This window comes from Brachybacterium equifaecis (assembly GCF_023509525.1).
GTDB classification, from domain to species: domain Bacteria; phylum Actinomycetota; class Actinomycetes; order Actinomycetales; family Dermabacteraceae; genus Brachybacterium; species Brachybacterium equifaecis.
In genome coordinates this window covers 159,524-183,280 of sequence record NZ_JAKNCJ010000004.1, presented here as the reverse complement: position 1 = coordinate 183,280, position 23,757 = coordinate 159,524, and the positions used below count along the sequence as shown (strand labels likewise).

26 protein-coding genes are annotated in these 23,757 nt (G+C 69.6%); 2 read left to right on the top strand and 24 right to left on the bottom strand.

Features of this window, described 5'->3' with window-relative positions:
- Nucleotides 1-14: 14 nt before the first annotated feature.
- Complete coding sequence (locus Bequi_RS09930) at nt 15-728, bottom strand: hypothetical protein (protein ID WP_249737778.1); 714 nt, start codon at nt 726-728, stop codon at nt 15-17.
- A 57-nt stretch (nt 729-785) separates the two neighbouring features.
- Nucleotides 786-1,301, bottom strand: a complete 516-nt coding sequence (locus Bequi_RS09925; RefSeq protein WP_249737777.1) for a hypothetical protein — start codon at nt 1,299-1,301, stop codon at nt 786-788.
- 153 nt (nt 1,302-1,454) lie between these two features.
- Between Bequi_RS09925 and Bequi_RS09920 the strand changes: the two genes are divergently transcribed.
- Nucleotides 1,455-2,183 (top strand): hypothetical protein, encoded by a 729-nt coding sequence (locus tag Bequi_RS09920; RefSeq protein WP_249737776.1) that lies wholly within the window; start codon nt 1,455-1,457, stop codon nt 2,181-2,183.
- A gap of 41 nt (nt 2,184-2,224) precedes the next feature.
- Here the strand turns inward: Bequi_RS09920 and Bequi_RS09915 are convergent, their stop codons facing one another.
- The 9 genes from Bequi_RS09915 to Bequi_RS09875 form a co-directional block, all read right to left on the bottom strand.
- Nucleotides 2,225-4,756 carry a DEAD/DEAH box helicase gene (locus tag Bequi_RS09915; protein WP_249737775.1) on the bottom strand — a complete coding sequence of 844 codons (2,532 nt, stop codon included), beginning with the start codon at nt 4,754-4,756 and terminating at the stop codon, nt 2,225-2,227.
- Between the two features lie 41 nt (nt 4,757-4,797).
- The gene (locus tag Bequi_RS09910; RefSeq protein WP_249737774.1) at nt 4,798-5,040 is read right to left on the bottom strand and encodes a hypothetical protein; all 243 of its coding nucleotides are present in this window, start codon (nt 5,038-5,040) and stop codon (nt 4,798-4,800) included.
- Complete coding sequence (locus Bequi_RS09905) at nt 5,037-5,606, bottom strand: hypothetical protein (RefSeq protein WP_249737773.1); 570 nt, start codon at nt 5,604-5,606, stop codon at nt 5,037-5,039. Before Bequi_RS09905 ends, Bequi_RS09910 begins: the two co-directional genes overlap by 4 nt.
- Nucleotides 5,607-5,661: 55 nt before the next feature.
- Nucleotides 5,662-6,273 carry a hypothetical protein gene (locus tag Bequi_RS09900; RefSeq protein ID WP_249737772.1) on the bottom strand — a complete coding sequence of 204 codons (612 nt, stop codon included), beginning with the start codon at nt 6,271-6,273 and terminating at the stop codon, nt 5,662-5,664.
- 68 nt (nt 6,274-6,341) lie between these two features.
- Complete coding sequence (locus Bequi_RS09895; RefSeq protein WP_249737771.1) at nt 6,342-6,974, bottom strand: hypothetical protein; 633 nt, start codon at nt 6,972-6,974, stop codon at nt 6,342-6,344.
- A gap of 53 nt (nt 6,975-7,027) precedes the next feature.
- Nucleotides 7,028-7,294: a hypothetical protein gene (locus Bequi_RS09890; RefSeq protein ID WP_249737770.1), complete on the bottom strand. Its 267-nt coding sequence runs from the start codon at nt 7,292-7,294 to the stop codon at nt 7,028-7,030.
- The gene (locus Bequi_RS09885; protein WP_249737769.1) at nt 7,291-7,941 is read right to left on the bottom strand and encodes a hypothetical protein; all 651 of its coding nucleotides are present in this window, start codon (nt 7,939-7,941) and stop codon (nt 7,291-7,293) included. The genes Bequi_RS09890 and Bequi_RS09885 overlap by 4 nt, the downstream gene beginning before the upstream one ends.
- 91 nt (nt 7,942-8,032) lie before the next feature.
- A complete protein-coding gene (locus Bequi_RS09880) occupies nt 8,033-10,021 on the bottom strand; it encodes a hypothetical protein (protein ID WP_249737768.1) in 1,989 nt (662 codons plus the stop codon).
- 105 nt (nt 10,022-10,126) lie between these two features.
- Complete coding sequence (locus Bequi_RS09875) at nt 10,127-10,822, bottom strand: DapH/DapD/GlmU-related protein (protein WP_249737767.1); 696 nt, start codon at nt 10,820-10,822, stop codon at nt 10,127-10,129.
- A 99-nt stretch (nt 10,823-10,921) separates the two neighbouring features.
- Here Bequi_RS09875 and Bequi_RS09870 point away from each other — a divergent pair, with 99 nt between their 5' ends.
- Entirely contained in the window at nt 10,922-11,404 is a 483-nt protein-coding gene (locus Bequi_RS09870; protein WP_249737766.1) for a hypothetical protein, read from the top strand.
- Between the two features lie 77 nt (nt 11,405-11,481).
- Here the strand turns inward: Bequi_RS09870 and Bequi_RS09865 are convergent, their stop codons facing one another.
- The 13 genes from Bequi_RS09865 to Bequi_RS09805 all read right to left on the bottom strand — a co-directional run bounded on the left by Bequi_RS09865 (nt 11,482) and on the right by Bequi_RS09805 (nt 23,678).
- Nucleotides 11,482-11,760, bottom strand: coding sequence for an SPX domain-containing protein (locus Bequi_RS09865; RefSeq protein WP_249737765.1), 279 nt, complete (start codon nt 11,758-11,760; stop codon nt 11,482-11,484).
- A gap of 100 nt (nt 11,761-11,860) precedes the next feature.
- Entirely contained in the window at nt 11,861-14,479 is a 2,619-nt protein-coding gene (secA, locus tag Bequi_RS09860; protein ID WP_249737764.1) for a preprotein translocase subunit SecA, read from the bottom strand.
- A 101-nt stretch (nt 14,480-14,580) separates the two neighbouring features.
- Complete coding sequence (locus tag Bequi_RS09855; protein WP_249737763.1) at nt 14,581-15,003, bottom strand: hypothetical protein; 423 nt, start codon at nt 15,001-15,003, stop codon at nt 14,581-14,583.
- A 77-nt stretch (nt 15,004-15,080) separates the two neighbouring features.
- Entirely contained in the window at nt 15,081-15,443 is a 363-nt protein-coding gene (locus Bequi_RS09850; RefSeq protein ID WP_249737762.1) for a DUF7768 domain-containing protein, read from the bottom strand.
- Between the two features lie 114 nt (nt 15,444-15,557).
- On the bottom strand, nt 15,558-16,097 hold the full coding sequence (locus tag Bequi_RS09845; protein WP_249737761.1) for a hypothetical protein: 540 nt from the start codon (nt 16,095-16,097) through the stop codon (nt 15,558-15,560).
- Between the two features lie 89 nt (nt 16,098-16,186).
- Nucleotides 16,187-18,547, bottom strand: coding sequence for a hypothetical protein (locus tag Bequi_RS09840; RefSeq protein WP_249737760.1), 2,361 nt, complete (start codon nt 18,545-18,547; stop codon nt 16,187-16,189).
- Between the two features lie 260 nt (nt 18,548-18,807).
- Nucleotides 18,808-19,044 (bottom strand): hypothetical protein, encoded by a 237-nt coding sequence (locus tag Bequi_RS09835; protein WP_249737759.1) that lies wholly within the window; start codon nt 19,042-19,044, stop codon nt 18,808-18,810.
- 26 nt (nt 19,045-19,070) lie between these two features.
- A complete protein-coding gene (locus tag Bequi_RS09830) occupies nt 19,071-20,258 on the bottom strand; it encodes a GmrSD restriction endonuclease domain-containing protein (protein ID WP_249737758.1) in 1,188 nt (395 codons plus the stop codon).
- A gap of 2 nt (nt 20,259-20,260) precedes the next feature.
- Nucleotides 20,261-21,298, bottom strand: coding sequence for an adenine-specific methyltransferase EcoRI family protein (locus tag Bequi_RS09825; RefSeq protein WP_249737757.1), 1,038 nt, complete (start codon nt 21,296-21,298; stop codon nt 20,261-20,263).
- A gap of 115 nt (nt 21,299-21,413) precedes the next feature.
- Nucleotides 21,414-21,644, bottom strand: a complete 231-nt coding sequence (locus tag Bequi_RS09820) for a hypothetical protein (RefSeq protein WP_249737756.1) — start codon at nt 21,642-21,644, stop codon at nt 21,414-21,416.
- Entirely contained in the window at nt 21,644-21,904 is a 261-nt protein-coding gene (locus Bequi_RS09815) for a hypothetical protein (protein ID WP_249737755.1), read from the bottom strand. The genes Bequi_RS09820 and Bequi_RS09815 overlap by 1 nt, the downstream gene beginning before the upstream one ends.
- 5 nt (nt 21,905-21,909) lie before the next feature.
- On the bottom strand, nt 21,910-23,064 hold the full coding sequence (locus Bequi_RS09810; RefSeq protein WP_249737754.1) for a DNA cytosine methyltransferase: 1,155 nt from the start codon (nt 23,062-23,064) through the stop codon (nt 21,910-21,912).
- A complete protein-coding gene (locus Bequi_RS09805; protein WP_249737753.1) occupies nt 23,061-23,678 on the bottom strand; it encodes a hypothetical protein in 618 nt (205 codons plus the stop codon). The genes Bequi_RS09810 and Bequi_RS09805 overlap by 4 nt, the downstream gene beginning before the upstream one ends.
- Nucleotides 23,679-23,757: the final 79 nt, after the last annotated feature.

Sequence of the window (23,757 nt, the reverse complement as noted above, 5' to 3'; positions counted from 1 at the left end):
GGTGGCGGGATCGCTCAGCGGTTCTTCTCCTTGCGGGTGCCTGCCAGGTGCCTCTGCTGGGCGCGATGGCGGGCGAGGGCCTTCTCGAGACGCTGGCGCTCGCTGCGGCGGATCGTCTCGAGGAGCCGGAACTCGGACTCGAGGGTCATGGCGTGCGCGTGGGCGTACTCCGGGGGCAGGGCGCGCAGCATCGGCGACTGCTCGTAGGCGAGGGTTGCGCCGCCGGAGGGCGGGGTGTCGGAGAGCTGGCTGGTCGAGCGGAGCTCCTCGAGGTACTCGAGCGCGAGAGCCCGGTCGATGTCGCCCATCGAAGGCCAGGAAGGGTGGATCGCGCTGTGATCGAAGGCGACGTCGGGGTCGCTCGCGTCTCCGGTTCCCTGATGGCCCTGCGGTGCCGGATCCCCTGCGGTCATGCCGCGGAACTCGAGATCGAGCAGGCCTTCCACGAGACCCTCTGCGTCCTGCATGAGCGAGTGCTGGAGGGCGTGCAGGAGGGCGACGAGCCCGCGCACTGCCTGGGTGTCGGTGAGGCCGGCGATGTCGACGTCCGCCACAGCGGCGCCATCAGAGGCGATCCCGTTGATCCCGATGGTCAGGAGGACCTGGGGCTTCTCGGTCTGCTCGGGGAGCTCGGCCTTCGCGGCTTCCATCGTCGCGAGGGTGCGGAAGGCACGGATGCGAGCGGTGATCTCGTGCTCTTCGTGCTCGTGGTGCTCGGGGGTGGTCATGCGCTTCCCTTCCAGGGCGGGTGTCTGATGCAGGGGTGTGTACCGGCCAGTTGGGGGTCAGACCGCTCCGGCCAGGACGGATGCACGCAGGCCGTCCGCGTCGTCCTTCTCGGAGGGCTCCTCGAGCGCCGCCGTGAGCGCCTGGAGGGCCCAGCCGTTCCAGCCGAGGCAGCTGGTGCGGATGACCTGGACGGCGGACTCGAGGCCCCGCTCCTCCAGCTCGCGCGCCAGGCGCCGACAGCGAAGGCGCGTGGAGTCGCTGGTCTCGGTGCGGGCGCTGCGATCGGCGTGGTGGAGGACGTGCGCGACGGCCCGGCCATTGGGACCGAGGATGAGGTGACCCGGGAGCTCCTCGAGGACGCGGAAGCCGGTGGTCTCCAGGCCTTCGGTGGTGCCGCCGGCGACGACGAACACGCGCACCGGCCAGGCGGACGCGACGGAGAGGCCGTGGATATCGGTGCCGAGGACGTGAGCGGTGGGCACGGTCTCCTGCGTCGCGAGAGCCCCGGACAGGACTGCGCCGCGCGCGGAGACCCCGAACCGGTCCGAGGTGAGGTAGCGAGTTTCTTCCATGCCCTGAGGTACGCGGAGGCGTCTTCGCCCAGGAAGAGATCGCCGCATGGCCCGTGCTCAGCGCCGCCGCGGAGGCCGTTGCTTCACGGCGCTCCCTGGGCAGAGGCGGACTCGCGTACCCGAAGGCGGAAGCATCCGCACCGAGGAGGACCGATGAGCTGGCAGCACGATGAGGACTGGGGCATGGACGCCGCGCAGTTCGGCTGGAGCGACGAGCCCGCGGATCTTCCTGCGGCCATCGACTGGCAGGCAGGCAGCGCGACCCCTTCCGCGTCGCCCGCCGACCCTGCGGGAGCCCCCGCGGAGGTCTACGGCTTCCCAGCCGCCCCCGACGAAGCCTCCCTGAGGTTCATCGCCTCCCCCGCAGCCCAGAGCGCCCCGCCTCCCCCGCAGCACCGCCGCGCCCCGATCTCCTGGATGCCGGGCGATGAGCACCTCATCGCGCCCACGGCCACGCTTCCGCTCGTGCAGGCCGCCGAGCTGTACCTGTCGCTGCTGCACGTCACCAAGGGCGATGCGCTCTGCCTGAGCGAGGCGACCGAAGCGGGCAAGGGCGGGCGGAAGGTCCACGCCGAGGAGAAGGGGCTCAGCGTCCAGCAGATCGTCGGCCGCGCCGGCATGAACGCGATCACCCACTACTGGGACGCCCTGTGGCCCCTGCGCGCCGCCGGCCCCACGCGGTCGATCGCCCAGTGCACCTCCTGCATGAGCATCTGGTACGTCCCCGGGGGATCCTCCGCTCCCCCGCGCCGGTGCGAGCTGTCGCAGTCCTGCGAAGGGCCGGTGGAGAAGGCCTACGTCCAGTTCACACCCACCGAGCTCGCGCGGAAGAAGGCATCCGCCGGGCGGCGCGGGGCGCAGAAGGACGAGACGGAGGACTAGGCCTGGCGGTCTTGCCGCGGCAGGCCGAAGCGCCCCCGCGCTCAGCGGCGCCTGCGCGCACGCATGGCGATCCGCTCCTGGATGAGCGCCATGACCACGCCCTGGAGGTCCTTGATCCTCGAGATCTCCGGGGTGTTCCCCTCGATGTCCTCGTCCTCGCCGATCACCGCCACATCGACGTCGGCCGACGGCGTGATCTCCAGCAGGAGCTCCGCCTTCTTGCGCAGCACAGCCTGCATGTGCAGATCCACTGTGCCCGGCGCGATCATCGTGCGGATCAGCACCGGGCGGGTCTGCCCGTTGCGGTGCGCACGCGACTCCGCCTGCGAGACGATCGAGTTGTCCCAGTCCGTCTCGATGAACAGCTCATCGCTCGAGCGGGTCAGGGTGACGGCGACACCTGCCGCGCGGATCGCGCACAGCATGATCGGCCAGCGCCCATCCTGGAACGCCTGCGCGGTCTCGCCGATGGTGTCGGGACCGTCGCCGCCGCGGATCACGCCGACACTGACCCTCTTGGCCGCGAGCGCCTTGAGCATCGCGTCCATCACCGAGTGATGGTGGACCCAGGCGATCAGCGGGCGATCCCAGGTGCCGTCGTCGCTGCGCTCAGTGCTCTCAGCCCACTGAATCAGCTCGTCGCAGGCCGCGGGCACCTTGGCGATGCCGGCGGCCTCGCGCAGATTGGAGACCAGGGAGATGTTCGCGCGGGCGAGCTTCTCGAGCTCGTCCCCTTCGGGGATGCGTCCGTTGTTCTTGCGGGCGAAGGCGTCCAGCAGCGCATCGACCTTCTCGTCGGTCGCCCGGTGCGCCTCCACGATCCCCTTGGGGTCCACGTCGACGATCAGGGCACTGCGGACCTTCGGCGGCATGTCCTTCTGGACCTGGGCCTTCGTGCGGCGGATCCAGCAGTAGTCGTTCAGCATCCGCGCCAGGCGCTCGGTCTCCGACTTCCTCGGCACCCACTTGCCGAAGTTGTCACGCCGGCAGAAGGTCTCCATGAAGGCCGTGTACCCGCCGAACACGCTGTCCAGGCAGCCGACGATGTCCAGCAGGGAGGCGGCCTCGGCGGGTGACTGCGACAGCGGTGTTCCGGTGAGGGCGAAGGCTCGGCCGCCGGCGTCGCGGACGCTGCGGGCGAGATCGCGCATCGTCACGCTGGTCTTGGACTCCCAGGTCTTCGCGCCATGGGCCTCGTCGTAGATCAGCACCTGCGGCTGCCACGCCTTGAGCTCCTCGAAGAGCTGCGGGCGGGATCGAAGGAGGGACGGGGTCACCACGACGACTCCGCGCAGCGGGATCGGGGGCTGCTTGCGGCCGGAGATGATGCGAACGACGTCGGCGCCCTCCCCCATGTGCTCGGGGAGGTTCGTGCGCCGGGTCTCCCGGACCCAGTGGGTGACGCCGACACCGGGAGAGGCGATGAGGATCCGCTCGGGGGCGAGGATCGCGGAGGCGGCGAGCCCCATCACGGACTTGCCGGTGCCGGGCTCGTCGGCGAGGAGCCCGTGGCTCGCGGCCATGGCGAGCGCCGCGGTGCGCTGGTAGCCGTAGGGGTTCATGCCGAACCACTCGGGCAGGTCGCCGATCTCCGCGGCGATGCGGTCGTAGCCGGCCTGCACGTCCTCGATGGTGAGGGCGTTGCCGACGCTGCCGATCAGGAGCGCCCGCTCCGGGTCGAACGCGCCGGACGCGCGTCGCTGCCGGGCTCGCTCGAGGATGGAGACGTCCTCGAGGATGAAGCCGGGGCGGGGCTGTCCTTCGCGGTCCAGGACGCCGTCCAGGGGCGCTGTCCAGTACCCGGCGCCGCGGACCCAGGAGGCGCCGGGCGGGAGCCGCTTGGTGAGCTTCTCGTGGTCGCCGAGCCTCGGCCAGATGGTCACCTGGGAGGGGTCGGAGGGGTCTGCGCAGACCATGGGGTGCAGGAGGCTAGCGAGGTCGGTGATGCCGGCGAGGTCGGTGGCGGCGGCCGCGGTCCACGTGTCGATGATGCACAGGCGCAGCAGCTCCGGCGGGACGGAGGTGGCGCGGATGCTGCCGCGGATGCTGCCGTGGATCGGGTGGTGGTACAGCGTCATGCTGTCCGTGCGCGCGGTGCGTCCGAGGCGCGCGATCATCTGCGATGCCTTCTGGTCAGCCCCGGGGAAGGCGACGAAGCTGATCGAGGGCTGGCGCCGGGTGCCGGTGAGCACGGCGATGGGCGCGAGGTGGGCATCGCGCTCGGTGATGGGGCGCACGGGGATGGGCGATGCCTGGTAGAGCGGGCGTCCCGCCCCCTGAGGCCCGATCAGCGAGGTGGAGACGCTCGCCTGGACGGGCGGGGCAGGCGGGAGCGTCTGTGCTGCGGGTCCTTGCGGGAAGGGGTTCGGCGCCGGCGGCGTGGCCGTTGCAGGGGAGAACGGGGCTGCGGCGTCCGGGGCTGGTGCAGGCGAGAGGGCATGAGCGGGCACGGGGATGTGCGGATGTGCGCTTCCCCAGGGGTCGTCGAGCGCTGCAGACGGCAGCTCCTGCAACCCGGGGCCGTCGACCCCGGGCCAGAACAGGGGTGCCTGCGCGCCGGACGGAATGCTCATGGCCTCGGATACGCGCGAGCGACCCTGCCCAGCGAGGACGCTCACGACCCGGGATTCTCGTCGATCGGAGCGGGATCCGCGGTCGGCTGAGGACCTTCGAGCCGTCCGCCGCATCCGAGCTCCAGCTCGCCGAGCTCGAGGGCATCGAACAGGGCGACCAGCACGAGGATGCGCGGCATCTCCTCGCGCTCGGAGAAGTCCCTCGCGACCTCGCCGGGCCGCAGAGGTCCGCGTTCGAGCACCGCGCCGACGACCCTCTGGCGGCGCTCAGCGCGAGCAGTCACGAGCGGGCCCGCTCGGCAGCGGCCACGACGGCGACGATCACGTGGTCGTCGGCATCCAGATCCCAGTCCTCGCGCTCTGCAAGGCGCTCGAGGACGGGCCGGGTGAGATCGGCCTTCACGAGGGCATCGAAGCGCGCATCGCGGTACATCGCGGTTCCCGGATCGACCCGCTCGCCGTCGGCGTCGTAGAAGCGCGGGATCGGGGATGCCCAGAGCACGGCGCCGGGGTCGCGGCGCAGCTCGAGCGCGAACACCTGGGCTCCGATCTCGCGGCCGAGCGCGCGGACGCCGTCCAGCGCCGCCTCCAGCTCCTCGACCAGCAGCCCCATCAGCACCTCGCGCGCAACGGCGACGCGCCGCTGCAGCGCGGTGAGGCCCTCCTCGGGGTAGCCGCTGGTGCGCGTGAGGTCGAACGAAGCGAGGTCGATGGAGCGGCGCACTTCGCGCAGGGTGGACTGGTAGCGGGCATCCGGACCAGGGGCCATGGTGCGGATCGGGATGACGGGGGCGGTCGCCTTCTCGGGGCTAGGGATGCCAGCGGTGCCGGTGAGGATCTCGGTGCTCATGCAGGGGTATGTTCCGCGCGCCGCGCTTCGAGTCCGGCCCGGCCCGGCCTCTCACCTATCGCCGCGGCATCCGGATGAGGGAGATGGCGAAGGCCCGCTCGACGGCGTCGATGTCCTTCGCCAGTGCTCCGCGTCCGTCCGAGCCCGCGGAGATCATGACGGAGAGTGAGCCGCGCCAGACACGGCAGGCATCGTCGCTGGTGTACTGCACGGAGAAGCCGCGCTCGAGCAGCAGATCGCGCAGCTCTGCATGGTCGGCCGGGTAGTGTCCGGAGCTGCCTCCTCTCCGCCGGGGCGCTTCCTCGAGGCGGGGCCGGCGCCGGTGCATGCGAGCCGGACCGCACACCTCGATGACGTGGCCGGAGCGCACGACGATGACGACGCCGATGCTGCCGCGGACGACACAGACCACCTGCCCGTCATCGCCTGCCCACTCCTCCTCGGGATCCTCGCAGATGGACAGCACGTGCTGCGCGGTGACGCCCAGACGCTGCGCCCAGGCGAACGCTTCGGGTGCGAAGCGGATGGGGAGGCTGCGCTGGAGGATCGAGATCGCGGAGGGGACCGTGTCCGGGGTGATTGCGGGGGATGTGGGTGCGGGCGCGCGGCGCGGGCGGATGCGGGCGATGTCGGCGGGAGTCGGCATGGGGTGTGTGGGAGTGCTCATGCCTGGTGATGTCCCGCGAGAGCCGGCTTCCGTCCGCCGCGCCGGCAGCCGGTCCTTCCGGCGCGCCCCTACTCGCGGTCAGTGCGCGCGAGCGAGACCTCGAAGGTCTTCTCGAGGGACTTGATCTCGTTCAGCAGGGTCCGGTAGTCGCTCGGAGTCGCGGAGATCTGGCGGAAGCCCCCGTCTCGGCGGACGTCGTAGTGCCCGTTGCCGGCGAGCTCGACGGTGAAGCCGCGCTCAAGCAGTAGCTGGCGCAGGTCCTCGGGGGTGGTCGGGTAGCGCCTGCCGGAGCCGCCGTGCCCGCGCGGGATCCCCTGCTCCTTCCGCGGCCGCAGCGAGTCCATGTGCTCGGCGGCGCGCACGGCCAGGACGCTGCCGTCGCGCACGGAGATCGTCAGCCCGATGCCGTCGCCGATCACGTAGAGGACCTCGCCGCTGTCTGCGAGCCACTCCTCTTCGGGCCCCCGGCAGATCGCCCGCACTCGCTCCTCGCTGGCGCCCAGCTCGTACGCCCAGATGGTGGCGTCCTGCGTGAAGTGCAGGTGCTCCGCGGCGAGCAGGAGATCCAGCGCATCCTGCGTAGGCCCGGACGGCCCAGCACCCGTGCGCGTCGAGTAGAGGGGCGCGCCAGGAGCGGGAGCGGGAACTGCGCCGCTCAGGGCTTCGGCCGGCATCGGGGTCGTCGGGTGCGCTGTGCTCATGGGACCTAGTGTCCCGCATGGGGTCCGTGCGCGTCAGCAGGACCTCCGCGAGCTCACTGCGAGACCAGCCCCGCCAGCTCCCTCTCCCCCAGTCCGTGCTCGACCATGAACTCGAGGATCGAGGCCGCATCCGCGTCGAAGCGGACCTCCTCCCGCGCCTGGCGGACGGTGCGACCCGGGACGGCGAGCAGCACGATCAGATCGCTGGTGGCGCGGGTGGACGTGGCGAAGTGCCGGCGGGCGCCTGGCAGGAACCAGTGCACGCCGAGGTCCGCCTTCGCCAGGTGCGGGATCGTGCGGGGAGCCGCCAGGTCCTTCACTCGGCGGGTTCGAGCCGGTGCTTCACGGAGTCCAGCACGAGGCCAGCCTCCGCATCCCCGGGGTAGAGCTCGACGCCGAACAACGCGACGTACGGGGAGCTGCGCCGACGGTACTCGTCCTCGTCCATGCGGGTGGGGCCGTCCTCGGTATGGGCCTCCCCGTGGATCGGGTGCCCGTAGATGAGATCGACCTCGTCGCCGCCCTGGCAGGAGGCGAGGCGGTCGAAGATTCCGCGCCACGCGATGTCGGAGCGACGCACCGCAGCGGCCCACTGCTCGTCATAGGGGTCCTCGCTGGGCGCAACCTCGTCGTCCTCGACGTGGAAGTTGCCGTCATCAGTGTCCTCGTCGGAGTCGGGCTCCTCATCGAATGGGCCGAAGATCTTCCGCTGGATGTTCTTGTAGGCGACCTCCATCGCATCGAGCATCTTGTCGGAGATCCCGCCGAGGGACTCCCGTAGCGGAGTTCCCATGATGGGCTCGTACCCGGAGAGCTCCTTCTCCAGGGCCACGTCCTGGTCGTAGGAGGCCGGAGGGGTCACCAGTGCCTCCCGCAGTCCGATCGCGAGCACGTGGTCAGACCAGTAGTCCGAGATGTACTGACGTGCGAGGCTCGCCTTCTGCTCGTCGGTGATCGTGTCCGCCATGATGCTCTCCTTCTGTCCGGGAAGAGCCTCTGCTGCGCGCTGCCTCACCTTCCAGTACGCGGGGTCTCACTTCCCCAGCGACATCCGCCGCTCAGTGCTCATGGTCGTGCGCTGCCGGCCCCGCGGGCGCCATTCCCTCCCCGCCCTTGAACGCCCGATCGAACAGGCCGAACAGCTGCTCCTTGAGGGAGGGGTCCTTGAACGGCTCGAAGTCGAAGCGGTCGAACTTCTCGGGGTTCAGCAGGCGGTTGTCGATGCCGAGGCGCTCGTGGGCGTAGAGCTCGAAGCCGCGGGCGTAGACCTCGGTGGGTGTGGAGTAGTAGTCCGCGCCGTACTTGCCGGTCGTGCCGGGAGGCACCTTCACGGCATCGGAGTAGCGGCCGACGACGGAGCGGAAGTTCTTGCCGAGGGATGCGTTGTCCTTCGTGATCACGTCGACGTAGTGCCCGTACTCGTGGACGAAGGAGCTGGAGTCGCGGACGTCGACGGCGATGGTGTTCACGTGCGGGAAGAACACGCCGGTGGCCTTGTGTCGGCCGAGCTTGCGGATGCGAAGCGTCGGCGCGAGGCCCTCGGGGATCGGCGGAAGCTTGTCCTTCGCGTCCTCCCAGGCGGACTCGAAGCGGGCGTAGGACTCGGCGTCCACGTCGTTGTCGATCTCGATCTTCGTGAACGCCTTCGCGAGGGTGGTGTCGCGGGCCATCGCCACGTGCTCCGCGTCGGGATGCTTCTTGTCCTGCCAGGCGGTCGCGCTCGAGGACTTCTTGGCACTCATGTACTTGCGGTGCGCCTGGAAGTTGCGGCCCTCGAGCTGGGCGTCCTCGAGTCCCTCCATGACGGAGCGCACCCTGTCGGCGTGCTCCTTCTGGATCTCCTTCTTCAGGGCGTACCGCTCATGGAGGACGGTGCCTTCGAGCCGCGCGCCGAGCTCCCCGCCGGTGACGATCGGCAGGAGGTCCACGCCGGTGCGGCGCTTAATCCGCTCGTTCGCAGCGAGAGCCCGCAGGTCCAGGTGGGTGAAGGCTCGCTGCGTGAACGGAGGGATGGGGCGTCCCCGGAAGCTGTAGCCGCGAGCGTTCTTGGAGCCGGCCGAGGAGGATGAGATCGCGACCTCCTTGCCGCCGTAGGTGCCGACCCAGGAGCGGGAGTCCAGCCTGAGCGACTTCGCGTCGGCAGGGTCGATGCGGCGCAGGTCGGTGATGCCGCAGTCGGCGGCGAGCTTCTCGGCCTCCTCATCGCCGATCTTGAGGTCGGCGGTGTCGGAGACGGCGAGGTACATGCGCTGCGGGAGGGCGGTGGCATGGTTCGCGAGGTAGTACTCCTCCTCGCGCGGGCTGCCGGCGGCGGGCAGGTACTTGCCGCGCAGGTCGGCCTTGAAGAACCGGGTCGGGTAGCCGTCGAAGTCCTGCTCGTACTTCGCGTCCATCTGCTCGAACTGCTCGAGGAAGGTGTACTCGTCGAAGGTGCGGGGGCGCTCGGCGGCGGGCGCGGCGTCCGTGCTGGTCGGTTCGGGCTCCCCGTCCTTCTCGGGCTCGGGGGTGGGCTTCGGGAGGTTCTTCCTGAGCGCCTCCTCGACTGCCTTCACCAGCTCGCGGTCGATGTCCTCGGGCGTCTGCTCGGGGCCGTCACCGCCGAGGTAATCATCGGTCTCGGGGCCCGCGAGGCGCCCGGCCTCCTCGTCCTCGGCCTCCTTCTGCAGCGCCGCCTCATCCTTCCCGTACAGGGCGTGGAGCTCGTCGAGCTTGTTCTGCGGGACGTCCATGCCGACCTCGCCGTACGACTCGCGCAGCATGTCGATGCGGTCCTCGAGGGTGAGGACGTAGGGCTCGGGGGCGGGCGGCTGCTCGGGCTCCTCGGGTGCGAGGGGCTGGTCGGCGGGGTCGAACTCGTCCTCGGGCGCCTCGACGGCCTCGGGCTCCTGGATGTCATCGACATCGAAGTCGTCGACGCCCATCCAGCCCATGTCTCCGTACAGGTCCACCTCGGCGCGCTGGTGCTCCTGCTCGCCGAACTTGCCGTCCTTCTTGCGCGCGGACTCGCGGGCGGACGCTGCCTTGCCGCTGATCTTCGAGGTGCTCATGCCCCTGTATGTGCCGCGCGCCGGACACGCACCGGACACGCGCCGCAGACGGGGCCGGCCCGCCTCGCCAGTGGGTCGGGACGGGCCGGCGGAGCGGACGGCGGATCAGCCGCGCTCGCGCAGCCACTCCGCATCGACGTGCGTGCCCGCGGGGACCGTCATCCCCTTCGGGATCTCCGTGCGAGGTGCGACAGTCGATTCCTGCCCGATCGTGACGCCCGGGTGAATCAGAGCGCCCTTGCCGACCTTCACGCCCTTCTCCATGACCACGTCCGCGCCGATGGTGGCACCGTCGGCGATGTCCGCCCGCTCCTCGATGCGCGCCCGATCGCCGACCGATACGCTGTCGCCCAGGCGGCAGTTCTCGCCGACGTAGGCGCGGTCCAGGATCGTCGCATCGTCGCCGAGGGCGGTACGGCGGGCGACCGTCGCATTGCGGCCGAGGATCACTCGGTCGCCGGCCGTGCAGCCCCCGCCGAGGGTCGAACCCTCGCGCAGGGTCAGCCTGTCGCCGGCAGTGGTGCCGCGGCCCAGCACCGCCGATCCCTCGATCGTCGCGCGCTCGCCGGTGCGGGCGCCGTCCATGACGGTGGCGAACTTCGCGACGGTGGAGCCGCGTCCGAGCTCGCTGGTGCCCATCATCGTGGCGCCCTTCTCGATCACCGGCTCGGGCAGGTCGGCGGTGTCCGCGGCCGAGAGGTCCACGTCTGCCCTGTCGTGCTGCTGGGCGCCGAACTTCCCGTCGGACCTGCGTGCTGACTCGCGGGCGCTGGCGGCGATGCCGCTGATCTTCGTGTTCATGCCGGGCTATGTGCCGCGCGGACGGCGCTCGGACGCAGGCGCGCCGCGGCGGTACATACCGGGGCGCGACACCTCTGCCCAGCCGACTCGGAGACCTCCATGAACAGCGCATCGCCCGCCAGCATCGCCCGCCCGGCCCCTCGGCGCCGATGGTCGCCTGATCGCTCTGCCTGGGATGCTCCATCGAGCGTCATCGCTGGCGTCGCCCCTGCGCTCACGCTCTCCCCGCGCCCCGAGCACGTCTGCCCAGACCCGACTCGCCCTGCGACCGTCCGTCCCACGATCCATCTCGCCCTGCGCTGCGATGTCTACCTGGAGATCACCGGCTGGGCGACGCGCGCCGACGCCGAACCCGTCCTCGCCCAGGTGCTCGAGAGCGCCCGGAAGCGCGACCCCCGCATCTCCGAGCACCGCATTGCCCAGCACGATCAGATCGACTCCATCGGCGTGCACCTGCTCATCGCCGGCGTCTCGTTCGGGCAGGCCGATGCGATCGCCGGAGAGATCGCGCGAGCGTTCGACGACGCCCTGGGCGAGAGCGCGAACGCCGAGGACATGGCGCAATCCATCTGGCCGGCCTGACCGGCTCCTGGAACAGCGATGCCCGCCCGTCCGCCCCGAGACTTCCCCGGGACGGGCGGGCATCGCTGTTCTCCCGCTCAGGTCCGCGGCCGCGGAGCCCCCATGGCCGAGCGCTTCACCTCGAGCGCGCGGCGCTTGCCGGCGACATCGGTCAGCAGTGAGTCGAGCTCGTCGTGCAGGAGATCCCATTCCTCGGCCTCAGCCGGCGTGCGGCCCGCGACGTGCTTCGCGTCGATGCGGCGCAGCGCCGTGCGGCACTCGCGGATCCGGCGGTAGTGGGCCGGGGCGTACAGCTTCGCCCAGGAGGTCAGGCGGCCTTCGTCGATCCCGACGGGCTTGGTGGCGAGGGTGGGCATGGGGTCTCCCGTGGTCGCGGGCCCGCCGAGCGCAGGCCCTTCGACCGGTGATGTCCCGCTTCCGGTGCGCCCCGACCGTCGCCGCCCTCCGACCGGAGGATCAGGCGCCGACCGGCACCATCGTCTGGACCTGGGTGAGCAGCGCGGCGACCGCCCCCGGGACCTCCACCTTCCTGCCGAGCTGTGTGCTCATCACCGCCGCCTCCTGCGCCTGGGCGCTCGCACGGGATCTGCCAGAGCGGAAGATCGAAGCGACGACGTCCTCCCAGATGCCTTCGACCATCGCGTCGAACATCAGCTTGGCCTCGCGCGCATACTCGACCAGGGGGTCCTTCTGGGCGATGGCGCGCAGTCCGATGCCCTCCTTGAGGTAGTCCATCTCGTAGAGGTGCTCGCGCCAGTGCTTGTCGATGGAGGCGAGCAGCGCGGCCCGTTCCAGCTGCCGCATCCCGCCGTCTCCCAGCGCGGACTCCAGGCGCCCGTAGGCCAGCTTCGCGTCGGAGGTGAGTTCGTCCGCGAGCCGCTTCTCCGTGAGGTTCTCGGCGCCGCCGACCTCCTCCAGCATCTCCTGCGGCGTGATGGAGAGCGGGAAGACGCTCCCGAGGACGTTCCACAGCTCGGGCAGGTCGACATCCTCCATGGGCTGGCGGCCGACGGCGGCGCGAACCGCGGTGCGCACGATCCGCTCACGGAAGGCGTGCACATGCTCGCTGAGATCGGACTCGTCGAGAACCCGGCGCCGCTCCTCGTAGATGCGGGCGCGCTGCTTGGTCAGGACGTCGTCGTACTTCAGGACGTTCTTGCGCGTCTCGGTGTTGCGGGACTCGGCGTCGGACTGCGCGCGCTCGATGGTGCGGGAGATCAGGCGCCCGGTCAGCGGCACGTCCTCCCCCAGTCCACTTCGCGCCATGATCGCCTGGACGGTGCCGCCTCCCCCGAACATCCGCGCGATGTCGTCCTCGAGCGACAGGTAGAAGCGGGACTCCCCCGGGTCTCCCTGCCGCCCGGAGCGTCCGCGCAGCTGGTTGTCGATGCGGCGGGAGTCGTGGCGCTCCGTTCCGATCACGTACAGGCCGCCCAGAGCATCGACCTCTTCGCGCTCTGCACGGACCCATGCCTTCGCCTCGGCGAGCAGTTCATCCCATGCGCTCTCGTACTCGGCGGCGTCCCTGATCGGGTCGAGCCCCCGCTTCTCGAGCACGGAGTGCGCCATGAACTCGGTGTTGCCGCCGAGCATGATGTCGGTGCCTCGACCCGCCATGTTCGTCGCCACGGTGACTGCGCCCTTCGCGCCGGCCATCGCGACAATCGCAGCCTCGCGCTCGTGATTCTTCGCGTTCAGCACGTGGTGGCGGACCCCGCGCTCGGTCAGCATCCGTCCCAGGCGCTCGGACTTCTCGACGCTCGTGGTGCCGACCAGGACCGGCTGGCCCGTGCGGTGGCGCTCCTCGATGTCGTCGGCGACGGCCTCGAACTTCGCGCGCTCGGTGAGGTAGATCAGGTCGGACTGGTCGATGCGCTGCTTCGGACGGTTCGTGGGGATCGGGACGACGCGGATGCCGTAGGTGCCCATGAACTCCGCGGCCTCGCTCTCGGCGGTGCCGGTCATGCCGGACAGGCGGGTGTAGAGCTTGAAGTAGTTCTGCAGCGTGATCGTCGCCATCGTCTGGTTCTCCGGCTTGATCTCGACGCCCTCCTTCGCCTCGATCGCCTGGTGCAGACCGTCGTTGTAGCGGCGCCCGGTGAGGATGCGGCCGGTGTTCTGGTCGACGATGTCCACGGCGCCGCGGGCGACGACGTAGTCCTTGTCGCGCGTGAACAGCTCCTTGGCCTTGACGGCGTTGTTCAGCAGGCCCACCAGGTGGGCGCTGCTCGCGTCGTAGAGGTTCTCGGCGCCGAGCTCGTCCTCTACCAGGTCGATGCCCGGCTCGAGGAGGCCGGCCGTGCGCTTCTTCTCGTCGACCTCGTAGTGGGTGCCGCGGCGCATGCGCTCCACCAGCAGAGCGAACGTCCGGAACCAGGGGCTCACGGGACCGCTGGCCGGCCCGGAGATCAGCAGCGGCGTGCGCGCCTCGTCGATGAGGATCGAGTCGACCTCGTCGACGACGGCGAAGCCGTGGCCGCGCTGCACGCGGTCCGCCGAGCGGGAGACCATGTTGTCGCGCAGGTAGTCGAAGCCGAACTGGGTGCTGGTGCCGTAGGTGACGTCGCAGGCGTACTGGCGCTGGCGCTGGGTGGGGCTCAGCTCGGAGGTGATGACGCCCGTGGTCATTCCGAGCGCTGCGAAGACGCGCTTCATGAGGTCTGCCTGGTAGCTCGCCAGGTAGTCGTTCACGGTGACGACGTGGACGCCGTCGCCGCTGAGCGCGCCGAGGTACGCGGGAAGGGTGGCGACCAGGGACTTGCCCTCGCCGGTCTTGATGTCGGCAATGCGGCCGCGATGCAGTGCGTACCCGCCCATGATCTGGACCGGGTACGCCTTCATGCCGAGCGTGCGGTGTGCCGCCTCGCGGACCGCCGCGAAGGCCTCCACGGCGACGGAATCGAGGGTGGCGCCGCCTGCGATGAGCGCCCGCAGTCGGGTCGTCTCCTCGCGCAGCTCCTCGTCGCTGAGGGAGGCGGTGACTTCGTCCAGCTGCTCCACCTGTGCGGCGAACTTCGAGAGGTCGCGCAGCTCCCGCCCCTCACCGGCGCGCAGCAGTCCGTTCAGCAGTCCCATGTCGTCGTCTCGCGTTCCAGGTCGTGATGGCCGCCCTGGCGGTGTTCGCCGAGGGTCGCTTCCTGGTACGCGCGGGACGGGATGCCCAGCGAGGACAGAGGTCAGAGCGTCGGCCGGCCCAGCACTTCGAGGATCGCGCGCGCGGTCTCATCTCCGCGGGTGAGCTCGCGGCTGATCGCGGAGAGCTGGGCGCCCTGGCGACGGACCTGCTCGGTGAGCTCGGCGTGCTCGTCCAGCAGTGCGAGCGTGTCCTCGCAGTCGAGACCCTCCCCGCCGTCGACTGCCTCGCGCAGCGCCGCAGTGTCCACCCGGCATCCGCTGTGCCGGTTGCCGGTGAGCGCGAGCGTCTGCCCGGGCTCGAGCGGACGCGGGCACACCAGGCACCGCTTCGGAGCAGCGGGATCCTCGGGATCCGCACCCTCCATGACCGACTGGAGCCACTCCTCGAGCTGCTCCTCGGTCAACCCCAGATACGGGACGCCATCATCCCCAGCATCGACGTCTTCTCCTGCGCTCGTTCCCACCTGGTCCTCCTCGCTCTCCGGCCCCGCGGGATGCGAAGCCTGTCCTCCCGACGCTCTACCGCCCCGGGTCTGTCTGCTCAGCGGATCCGCCTGCGCTCCACCGGCACGCCCGCGCGCTCGGCGCGTTCGATGCCGCGCTGCATGCCGGGGCTGATGCCCATGTCCTCGTAGACGATCACGGCGTCGGCGGCCGCGATCCACGCCCAGCCGGCCTCCATGCCGAGCGCCCGCTCTTCGAGGATGTCGTCGTCGAGGATGCCGGGCTGGGTGTGCAGGAGGTGCGAAGCGATCGGCGCTTCCCCGCGATGCAGGGTGTCGCGCACGCAGCGACGCGCGTACTGGACGTGGTCATCGACCGTGTGCTCGGCAGTGGCGGCGAACGGGCTCTCGATCACCACGCGCCGCAGAACCTGGGCGTCTGGGGTTCTGTCGTGCGCCATCGGGGCTCTCCTGTCCTCGGGGCCGCACGGTCGCCGCGGCTTCTGACTCCCCTATGTCCCGCGTTCGGGGCTCAGCGACCGCTTGGCGTGCGAGATCCGCCGCCGTGCCGCCGCTCAGGCGTGCGCGAGGTCCACGAGCACCAGAGGATCTTCGCACCCGTCCTCGAGCCCGGGACCGAAGAACCGCGCTTCGAGATCGGTGAGGACGGCCCTGCGCGAGCCCGGCGCCTCCGGGGCCCACGCGGTGAACGGCTGGGCGCCGCCGTCGACCATCGCCTCCACGGCCGCCGAGCGCGCGCTGTGAACGAGAGCGGCGAGGTTGCGGCCCATGTCGTCCATGTCGGCGCTGCACCCCTGCACAAGGCGCTCCCACGCCGCGAGGGACACGGCCAGGCAAGTGCTGGAGAAGCCGTGCTCGTAGGCGGCCTGCGACACGTCGAGGTAGGCCTCGCCCATGCGGGCCTGCACGCTCGCGGGCGTGGGCCGGCGCGGCAGGAGGCTCGGCACGTCGCCCGGCAGGTCCGTCCCGCCGACGGGGTCGCCCTCTGCCCTGGCGAGCTCGACAAAGCGCGCGTCGATGTCCACGGGCTTCTCCTCTCCGCCGGCCGTGCGCACGGGACGCAGCGACCCGTACGGGGCGCGTCGGCGTTCCACTAGAAGAATGCACCCAATCCGGGCGGTTTTCAAGCGGAAAGGAGAAAGTGTGTCAGAACGATTGTCTGTCGCAGCGGAATGGGCGGTCTCTACTTCAGCAGCCCGTACTGCCAGAGCTTCGGCGCGACGCTGTCTGCGTGATAGGCCATCGTCATGGCCCGGAGCGTCCGCAGTTCGCCGTTCAGCACCGGGTAGTCGAAGACCTTGGTGACCTTGCGGCCTACCAGCACCGACTGCGACGTGTTCAGCTCGCTCTCGATCTGGAAGGTGCCGTAGGTCTTCTCCGGATCGTAGTTCGCGGTCCGCCTCGCGAGCTCGAGGACCTTCCCCCACTGATCCAGGAGCTCGGTCTCGGCCGCGGTGAGGGTGAACGCCTGGAGGTCCTTGCTCGCCTGCGTGCCCGCGTCGAAGCACAGCTCGTTGAGGTAGGTGCGTCCGTCGGAGCCGAGGAACGACCTGCACTTGTTGTGGTAGGCCAGCGCCGTGAAGATCAGGCAGGCCTTCAAGAACTCGCGGTCGTGGCTGAAGTTGTCGCCGTTGTCGGCGCACCGGTTCACCACTCCGCGGATCCAGAACCGACCCTCCGACGGATACCGGCCGACCGCGAACAGCGGGAGCTTCGAGAGGTAGTTGCTGCGGCGCAGGTAGAAGCCGCCCGTGCCGTTGTAGACGCCCACCCGGGTCAGGATCGTGGCGAGGTCGGCGTTGTCGAACGACATCTTCTCCGCCACCAGGAACCCGATGATGTCGGGGCTCGTCAGGAGTGTGATCAGAGGCTTGCGATCGGTCTCCTGGCCGTTGAACGTGCATGCGATGCCACGCTCCTCGTCGCCCACCCGTCCGCGATCGAAGAGGGTGGAGAGCCGCCGGTGCACCTTGTGCAGTGCGACCGTGGGCACAGGGCCGGATGCGTCGACGTTCCCGGCCTCCTGCCATCCGGCCTTGACGGCGCCGGGGACCAGAGACCCCGTCTTGTCGATGTCGAACATCTCCAGCTCGAAGGACTCCCTCGCCGGGTCTTCCTCGTTCGACCAGTGGACCACGGTGATCCCGGCGTCCTTCGTGGCGTGGAAGTGCCGGCGGTTGAACAGGAATCCGCGCAGGAACTTCTTCGTGACGAGATGGTGCTGATTGAAGTACTTGGCGGGCGAGAAGACGATGTAGGAATCCGTCGGCTGGCGGAGGTAGTAGTGGAAAGCCGACCAGATGAAGACGTTCGCCAGCTCCTTGGATGGGATGCTTCCATTCGCCGAAGCCGGCAGCAGGGAATCCATCTCCTTCCGGACGAAGGAGGACTTCCACCCGAACGACTCACGTCCGCCGGTGCGGCGCGAGGAGACCTGGGCCTCCATCCCCGAGGTGTCGGCGTACGGCGGGTTCTCGAACAGGATGATCGTGCACGTCGGGTCGTCCACGTACTGCTGGATGGCGTTCGGGATACGGGTGCCGTCCGGCGCTTCGACGCCGAGGACGAAGCGGTCGGACAGGGCATCGCCGTTCAGGAGGACGCCGAGGCGAGGCTCGCCGGCCTTGTAGGTGGGCGGGATGACCGCGCGGACCCGGTCGCCGTACTCGCGCACGAGCTCGAGGTACTCGAACTGCTCGAAGGTGTTGACGATGACGTGGCTGAGCTCGTCCTCGGTCAGGCCCTCCTCGAGGTTCCCGGTGCCGGCGCAGCGGTCGATGATCACGTAGTCGTTGCCGGCCGGGACGCGCGCGATCGCCTCGCGCAGGAGCTCGTGCGACTTCAGCACGTACGGACGCGGCGTGTAGAACGCCCCGAGCTCGATCTTCTTCAGCTTGTCGTTGAGGCGGTCCAGGATGTGCGCGAAGGCCTCGTAGTCGTCGCCCGCATAGGGCCGGATCAGGCCCTTGAAGTGCGTCGGCTGCTTCAGCTCGCCCAAGGCCCCCTTGCGCGGGTCGTTCGCCAGGAAGCTCTCCTTGTTCGAGCCCGGCACCTCCCGGTAGTAGCGCTCAGCCCACGCGACCACGCAGTCCTCGGTGACCTCGATCTCGATGAAGCCGTTCTCCCGCAGCAGCGCGGAGACCTTGCCGGCGCCGGACTTGAAGAAGTCCTCGATGACCAGCGGCTCGGAGCGCGCGCGGAAGCCCTCGTTCGAGCGGCTGGCGGCGGTCGTGTAGGGCTGGTGGATCTCGGCGAAGTAGTCGGCCGAGTCGAAGACGTAGATCCGCTGGGCGTTCAGGTCGATCAGGAGGATGTTCGCGGGGACGTTGCGGCCGTTGACGCGCAGCTTCGCGAGGTACTTGATCGCCTGGAACAGCACCCGGTTCACGTCCGAGATCGCGACCTTGAACTCCAGCAGATTGCCCCGCCACACCCCATCGGTGTTGAGCACCAGGGCGACCTCGGGGTCGATGTTGAACTCGCGGAAGAAGTCGGCCTGGCCGTCGCCCTCGTTCGAGTAGTGGTAGTCGCTCCTGAGCGCCACGGCGGTCTCCTGTCGTCATCCGCCTCGGAGACCAGGAGGCCCTTGGACGATGCTGTCTGGGGTGCAGACGGGGCGCTCGCCAGGTGGGCAGGGCACGATCATCGTCCGCGCAGCGAGTCTAGCTGCTCGCGACGGCCGGGGCGGAGGATCGCGCGGTGCGTGCTGTCCTGCGGCGATGGCGAGCCTCGGAGTGAGCCTGGACGGGGACGCCCCGCCGGCTCGGGTGAGACGGCGGGGCGTTGGTGAAGCGAGAAGCAGGTTCAGGACCCCTTCAGCTTCCGCTTGCTTGCCTTCTGGACTTGAACAGATGCGATGCATGCTCGGTTGAGCACGTGGATCGCGCAGTTTTCCTCCCCGAGGATCATCCAGTTTGGACCGTCCAGGATGATTATCCCCGTCAATATCCTGCTGTCTCGCATTGAAACCTTGACTTCATCCGCGGATTCCTCCGCCTTCATGACGACGGATCCCCATGCATCCTTCAGGTTCTTCTTCATGGAATCCGTTCTGTTAGGAATGCTCATCAGTACCCGACCTTGTCCTTCTTCTCGAGGTTGCAGGCCGCGCAGAGCATCTGCCCGTTCGGCAGCTCGGTGCGACCGCCCTTCGACCACGGGATGACGTGGTCGGCGTGCATTCCCGCGCGCTCGAAGTGCTCGTCGGGGTCATGGCCGGTCCACTGCGGCGCGGCGCAGCGCCCGTCCTGCGCGGCGTACATCGTCGCCTTGTCGGACTCGGAGAACGCCCGCAGGGACAGGAGCCGCAGGGACTGCGCATCGAGCCCGGAGCCGCGCAGCACGTACTCGTAGATGCCGGACTTCTTCTGCACCTCGCCGTCGGCCATGAGGCGCGCGACCTCCGCGCGGATCTGGTCCTGGTCGAGGTCGCGGCGGCCGCCGTGCTCGTTGTAGAGCCGGCCCCAGTCGACCCCGAGCATCGGCTTGTCGCGCAGGCCCGATGCGGGCAGGAAGTACTGGTCGACCCACTCGGTGAGCGTGCGCCAGTAGGTCTTCAGCTCGCTGGCGTTCGCGTCGCCGGCGTGCAGGGCCATGTACTCGGTGAGGTCGCCGAGGCCCTGGTTCGCGGAGATCCAGGCGAGCGCCTTCTCCAGGAGCTCCTGGCGGATCGCGGAAGCGCGCACCAGGCCGCTCGAGATGTCGTCGGCGGGCCCGCCGGGTCGGGAGAAGAACCGCTTCGCATCGGACAGCCAGCGCCCGGGGTAGTTGGCGTTGCGCAGCTCCTGCTCGGTGAGCTTCTCGCCGGCGACGTTGATCGTGCGGAACCACTCCAGGCGCTCCGAGTCGGAGCCCTCGCACACGTACACCTGCAGCTCGTAGTCGAGGATCTTCTTCTGCACATCGGCCGGCAGTCCCGCGAACGTGGCGATCGCGCCGTGACGGTCCGCGATGGAGAAGCCGCCGGTGACGAAGCGGCAGATCGAGATGGTGCGCTGCTGTCCGTCGAGCACCTCGAATCGCTCCTCGCCCGTGTCCGCGTCGATCGAGCGGACCCAGTACATCGTGTTCAGCGGCAGGGACCGCATGACCGTGTCGATGACGGCGGTCTGCTGCTTCTGGTCGTAGACGAACTCGCGCTGGTAGGCGGGCCTGATGTCCAAGCCTCCGTCGAGCCCGCGGACCCCGCGCTCCGCATCGTCCTGGAAGCCCGAGACGACCGCGGCGATCGAGTAGGTGGTGGGGGTGATGATCATTGTCAGGCGCCCTTCGGCTCGATGAAAACGCGGGCGTAGGAGCGGCTCCCTGCAACCAGGGGGTGCCTGGTCTCCCTCGATGTCCAGAGCGAACCGCTGCCGCCATTCACGTTCTGCTCAGAGATTCCCATAATCTCGAACTGATCCGGGCTGAACTTGTCGAGGAACGTGATCGGGACGCCCATGACGCCGTCGTAGTCGTAGGGGATGTCCTTGACCTTCGACACTTCGATCGCGTCGTAGTTGTCGTAGGCCGGGTAGAGATGCTCGTTGCCGCGGTAGCGCTTCACCAGGTCGATCTCCTCGTGGCGCTTCTTGTGGTCGAGGTTCGTGAACCAGCGGACCCCCTTGACTCGGATCCACTTGGCCCCCTTCTCGTCCACCCAGCATCCGGAGGCTTCCAGCGGATACTCGTCGGGGACGCGGAACGGGCGATCCCCGGAGCTGATGCTCGGCCCGAGCCACAGCAGGTTGGCCTTGACCAGCGGGAAGATCTCCTTGTAGGTGATCGCGTTCACGTTCCCCAAGACCAGGAACTTCTTCTCGTGCTCCATGAGCTGGGCGATGTACTCGCGGAAAAGGCTGAACGGCGGGTTGGTGACGACGATGTCCGAGCGCTCCAGCAGCGCGACGCACTCCGGGGATCGGAAGTCGCCGTCGCCCTCGAGGGGCTCGATGCGGCCGCGGCGGATGTTCCGCTCGTCGCGTCCGTGGTCGATCACGGCGCCAGCGGAGTCGCGCTCGAGGAACATCGCATAGCTCGGGGATCCGTCCGGCTCGTAGTGCGTGGCGATGAGCTCCGCGATCCCGAGCTCGTCGAACTTGAGCGCGAAGAACGCCCAGAAGTTGGACCACTGCGGGTCGTCGCAGTTCAGGTACACGACCTTGCCGCGGAAGGGGTTCCGCTTCGGAGCGCCGGCACCGGGGATCACAGGGTCGTGGTAGTGCCGGACCTCCGCCTCGATGTCCTCGAGTCGCGTGTAGAACTCGTCGTTCTTCGCGCGCTTCGCGCTATGCAGGTTCGCGTTCGCCACCGGCATGCCCCCTCGGGTGAGCGAGGGCCCAGATGCCCTTCACCTCGGGGGGTACGCGCGCGGGGAGCTGCCCAGTGACGATCGTCGGCGACGACGGGGCGGCGCGCTCAAGTCGAGGGGCCTACTCCTGCTCCGCCTTGGTGAACACCGGGGCGTCAGGTATGGCGCGGCGTCTGCGCGCCAAGCGCCGGATCGCGTCTTTCGCATCCGCCATCGCGGCCCACGGATCGAGGACCGCCAGCGTCAGGCCGATCCAGCGGCGGGCTCGCTCGCGGTCGTCCGGGCCCTTCCAGGCGCGCTCGGCGGCGCAGCGGACGGTCGCGAGCGCGCGGATCGTGCGGTGGTCGGTCATCAGGTGCCTCCGGTCGTGGTCTCGGAATCGTCCAGCGATCCAGGCTCATAAGGGGTCTCCCGAGGGTCCAGCGGGTCGGAGTCTCGCTTCCTCTTCACCTGCCTCCTGTCCCACAGCTCGACCGCGATGAAGATCGGCGACAGCAGGATCGCGCCGAGGGTGGCATCGGCCCACTCGAACCCCTCCCACAGTCTGTTGGCATGCGATGCGATGCGGCGGGCGGCGCCTCGCAACCCAGTCGTGGTCTTCGTGCTCTCCACGCCGCTCACCCCACCCTCGGGAACGACGGCCGGACCGTCTCGTACGGCTCGCCCGCGAAGGTCCGCAGGATCGCCTCGAAGATGACGCGGGCGCCGGCGACGGGGACGGCCATGCCGATCTGCTTGCGCACGGACCCCTTGCCGCCCTCGAAGGTGAAGTCGTCGGGGAACGTCTGCAGCCGGGCCCGTTCGCGGTTCGTCAGGGCGCGCGGCTCCTCCCAGTGGTAGACGTGGGTCCCTCCCCCGCCGGCGCCGATCACCGTGTAGGAGGGCTCGTCGGGATGCAGTCGCCGGTACAGCTGGGAAATCTGCGTGCGCGTGCGGTACTGGAGGCGCTCGGGCAGGTCCGCGGTGAACACGTTCTGGCCGGGCCGGATCAGGTTCAGACGCTCGATGACGGTGGCCGACTGGCGGGTGGGCTCCTGGTGGGCGGCCCACTCGGGGATGTCCGCGAGCGCCGTGCGCGCGGAGACGTCGGCGTGTTCGTACGGGGCCGGAGAGGGCACTTCGAAGCGCACGTCCAGGTCCTCGCGGATGCCGATGATGATGATCCGGTGGCGAGCCTGCGGCACCCCGTAGCGCTCGAACTTGTAGAGGTGCGGGGTGAGCCGGTATCCGACCGCCCGCATGTCCTCGAGGATCCGCGCGAAGGCGTCGCCCTCCTTGTTCGAGGCCAGTCCCCCGACGTTCTCGGCGAGGAAGAACGCCGGCCGGAACATGCGCAGAGCCTTCACCCCGTAGGTGTAGAGCGGCCCGAACGTGCCGTCGAACCCGCGCCGCTCCCCGATCTGGGAGAAGTCGTTGCAGGGGAAGCCGAAGGCGAGGCCGTCGATGTCGCCCCTGCCCGCCAGGTGCTCGAAGTCGAGTGTGCGGATGTCGCCGCAGATCACGTCCGGGGAGTCCACGTCGCCCATGACGTTGCGGGCGTAGGTGCGGCAGGTGTCGGCGTCGAAGTCGTTGGACCACTGGTGCACGATCCCGTAGGCGGGGTCGGCGATGGAGGCGAGGTTCGCGCCCATGCCGATGCCGCCGGGGCCGGAGAACAGCTCCCCGAGGCGGAACACGGTGCGCGAACGGTCCTCGGCGGTGCGCTGCGCCGGGACGGGCGGCAGGGGCGAGGCGAGGTCGAGCTCGGGTGCGTGAGCGAGGGTCGTGCTCATGCGGAGGCCCCTACGGCGGAGGCACCCGGGAGCGCCGCCCCGATGCGCAGCGCCAGCTCGGCCGTCTCGTACTCGAGGCTCCCGAGGACGTTGTGGCCGGTGCGGTTCTCGGCCAGCCATCCGGTGACCGCGTCGCGGATCTCCCACTGGAAGTCGGCCGGCAGGCGCTCCCAGGCGGCGGAAGCCATGCGCACCGCGTCGTTGTGGGCGTAGGTGCGGCGGCCGAAGCCGTAGCGCCAGGCCATGCGGATCACCTGGTCGGAGACGACGAACTCGGCGCCGCTCGGGGTGCGCGCGGGGCCGATGCGGTCCAGGGGCTCCTGGCCGTATCCGTAGGCGTGGGCCGAGGCGGGCGCTACGTCCGCGGTCTCGTCGTGCAGGGTCACGGTCCACGAGCCGCCGAGCGGCAGCGGCGGGAGCTTCTCGCCTTCGGCCAGCAGGAGCTCGATGGAGCCGCGGTCGGCGTACAGCGGATGCGGGAACAGCTCCCCGGTCTCGGGATCCTCCTCCGACTGGCCGAAGGCGAGGCCGGAGATCGTCGCGCCGCGCAGGGCGAAGTCGGGGGCGAGGCGAGGGTCGGAGTCGGGGGCGAGGCGAGGGTCGGAGTCGGTCATGAGAGGTCCTTGTGATCGGAGGGGCAGGCCGGGCGGGAGCGCCCAGCGGCGGGAGCGGAGGTGGCGGGCAGGGCGAGGT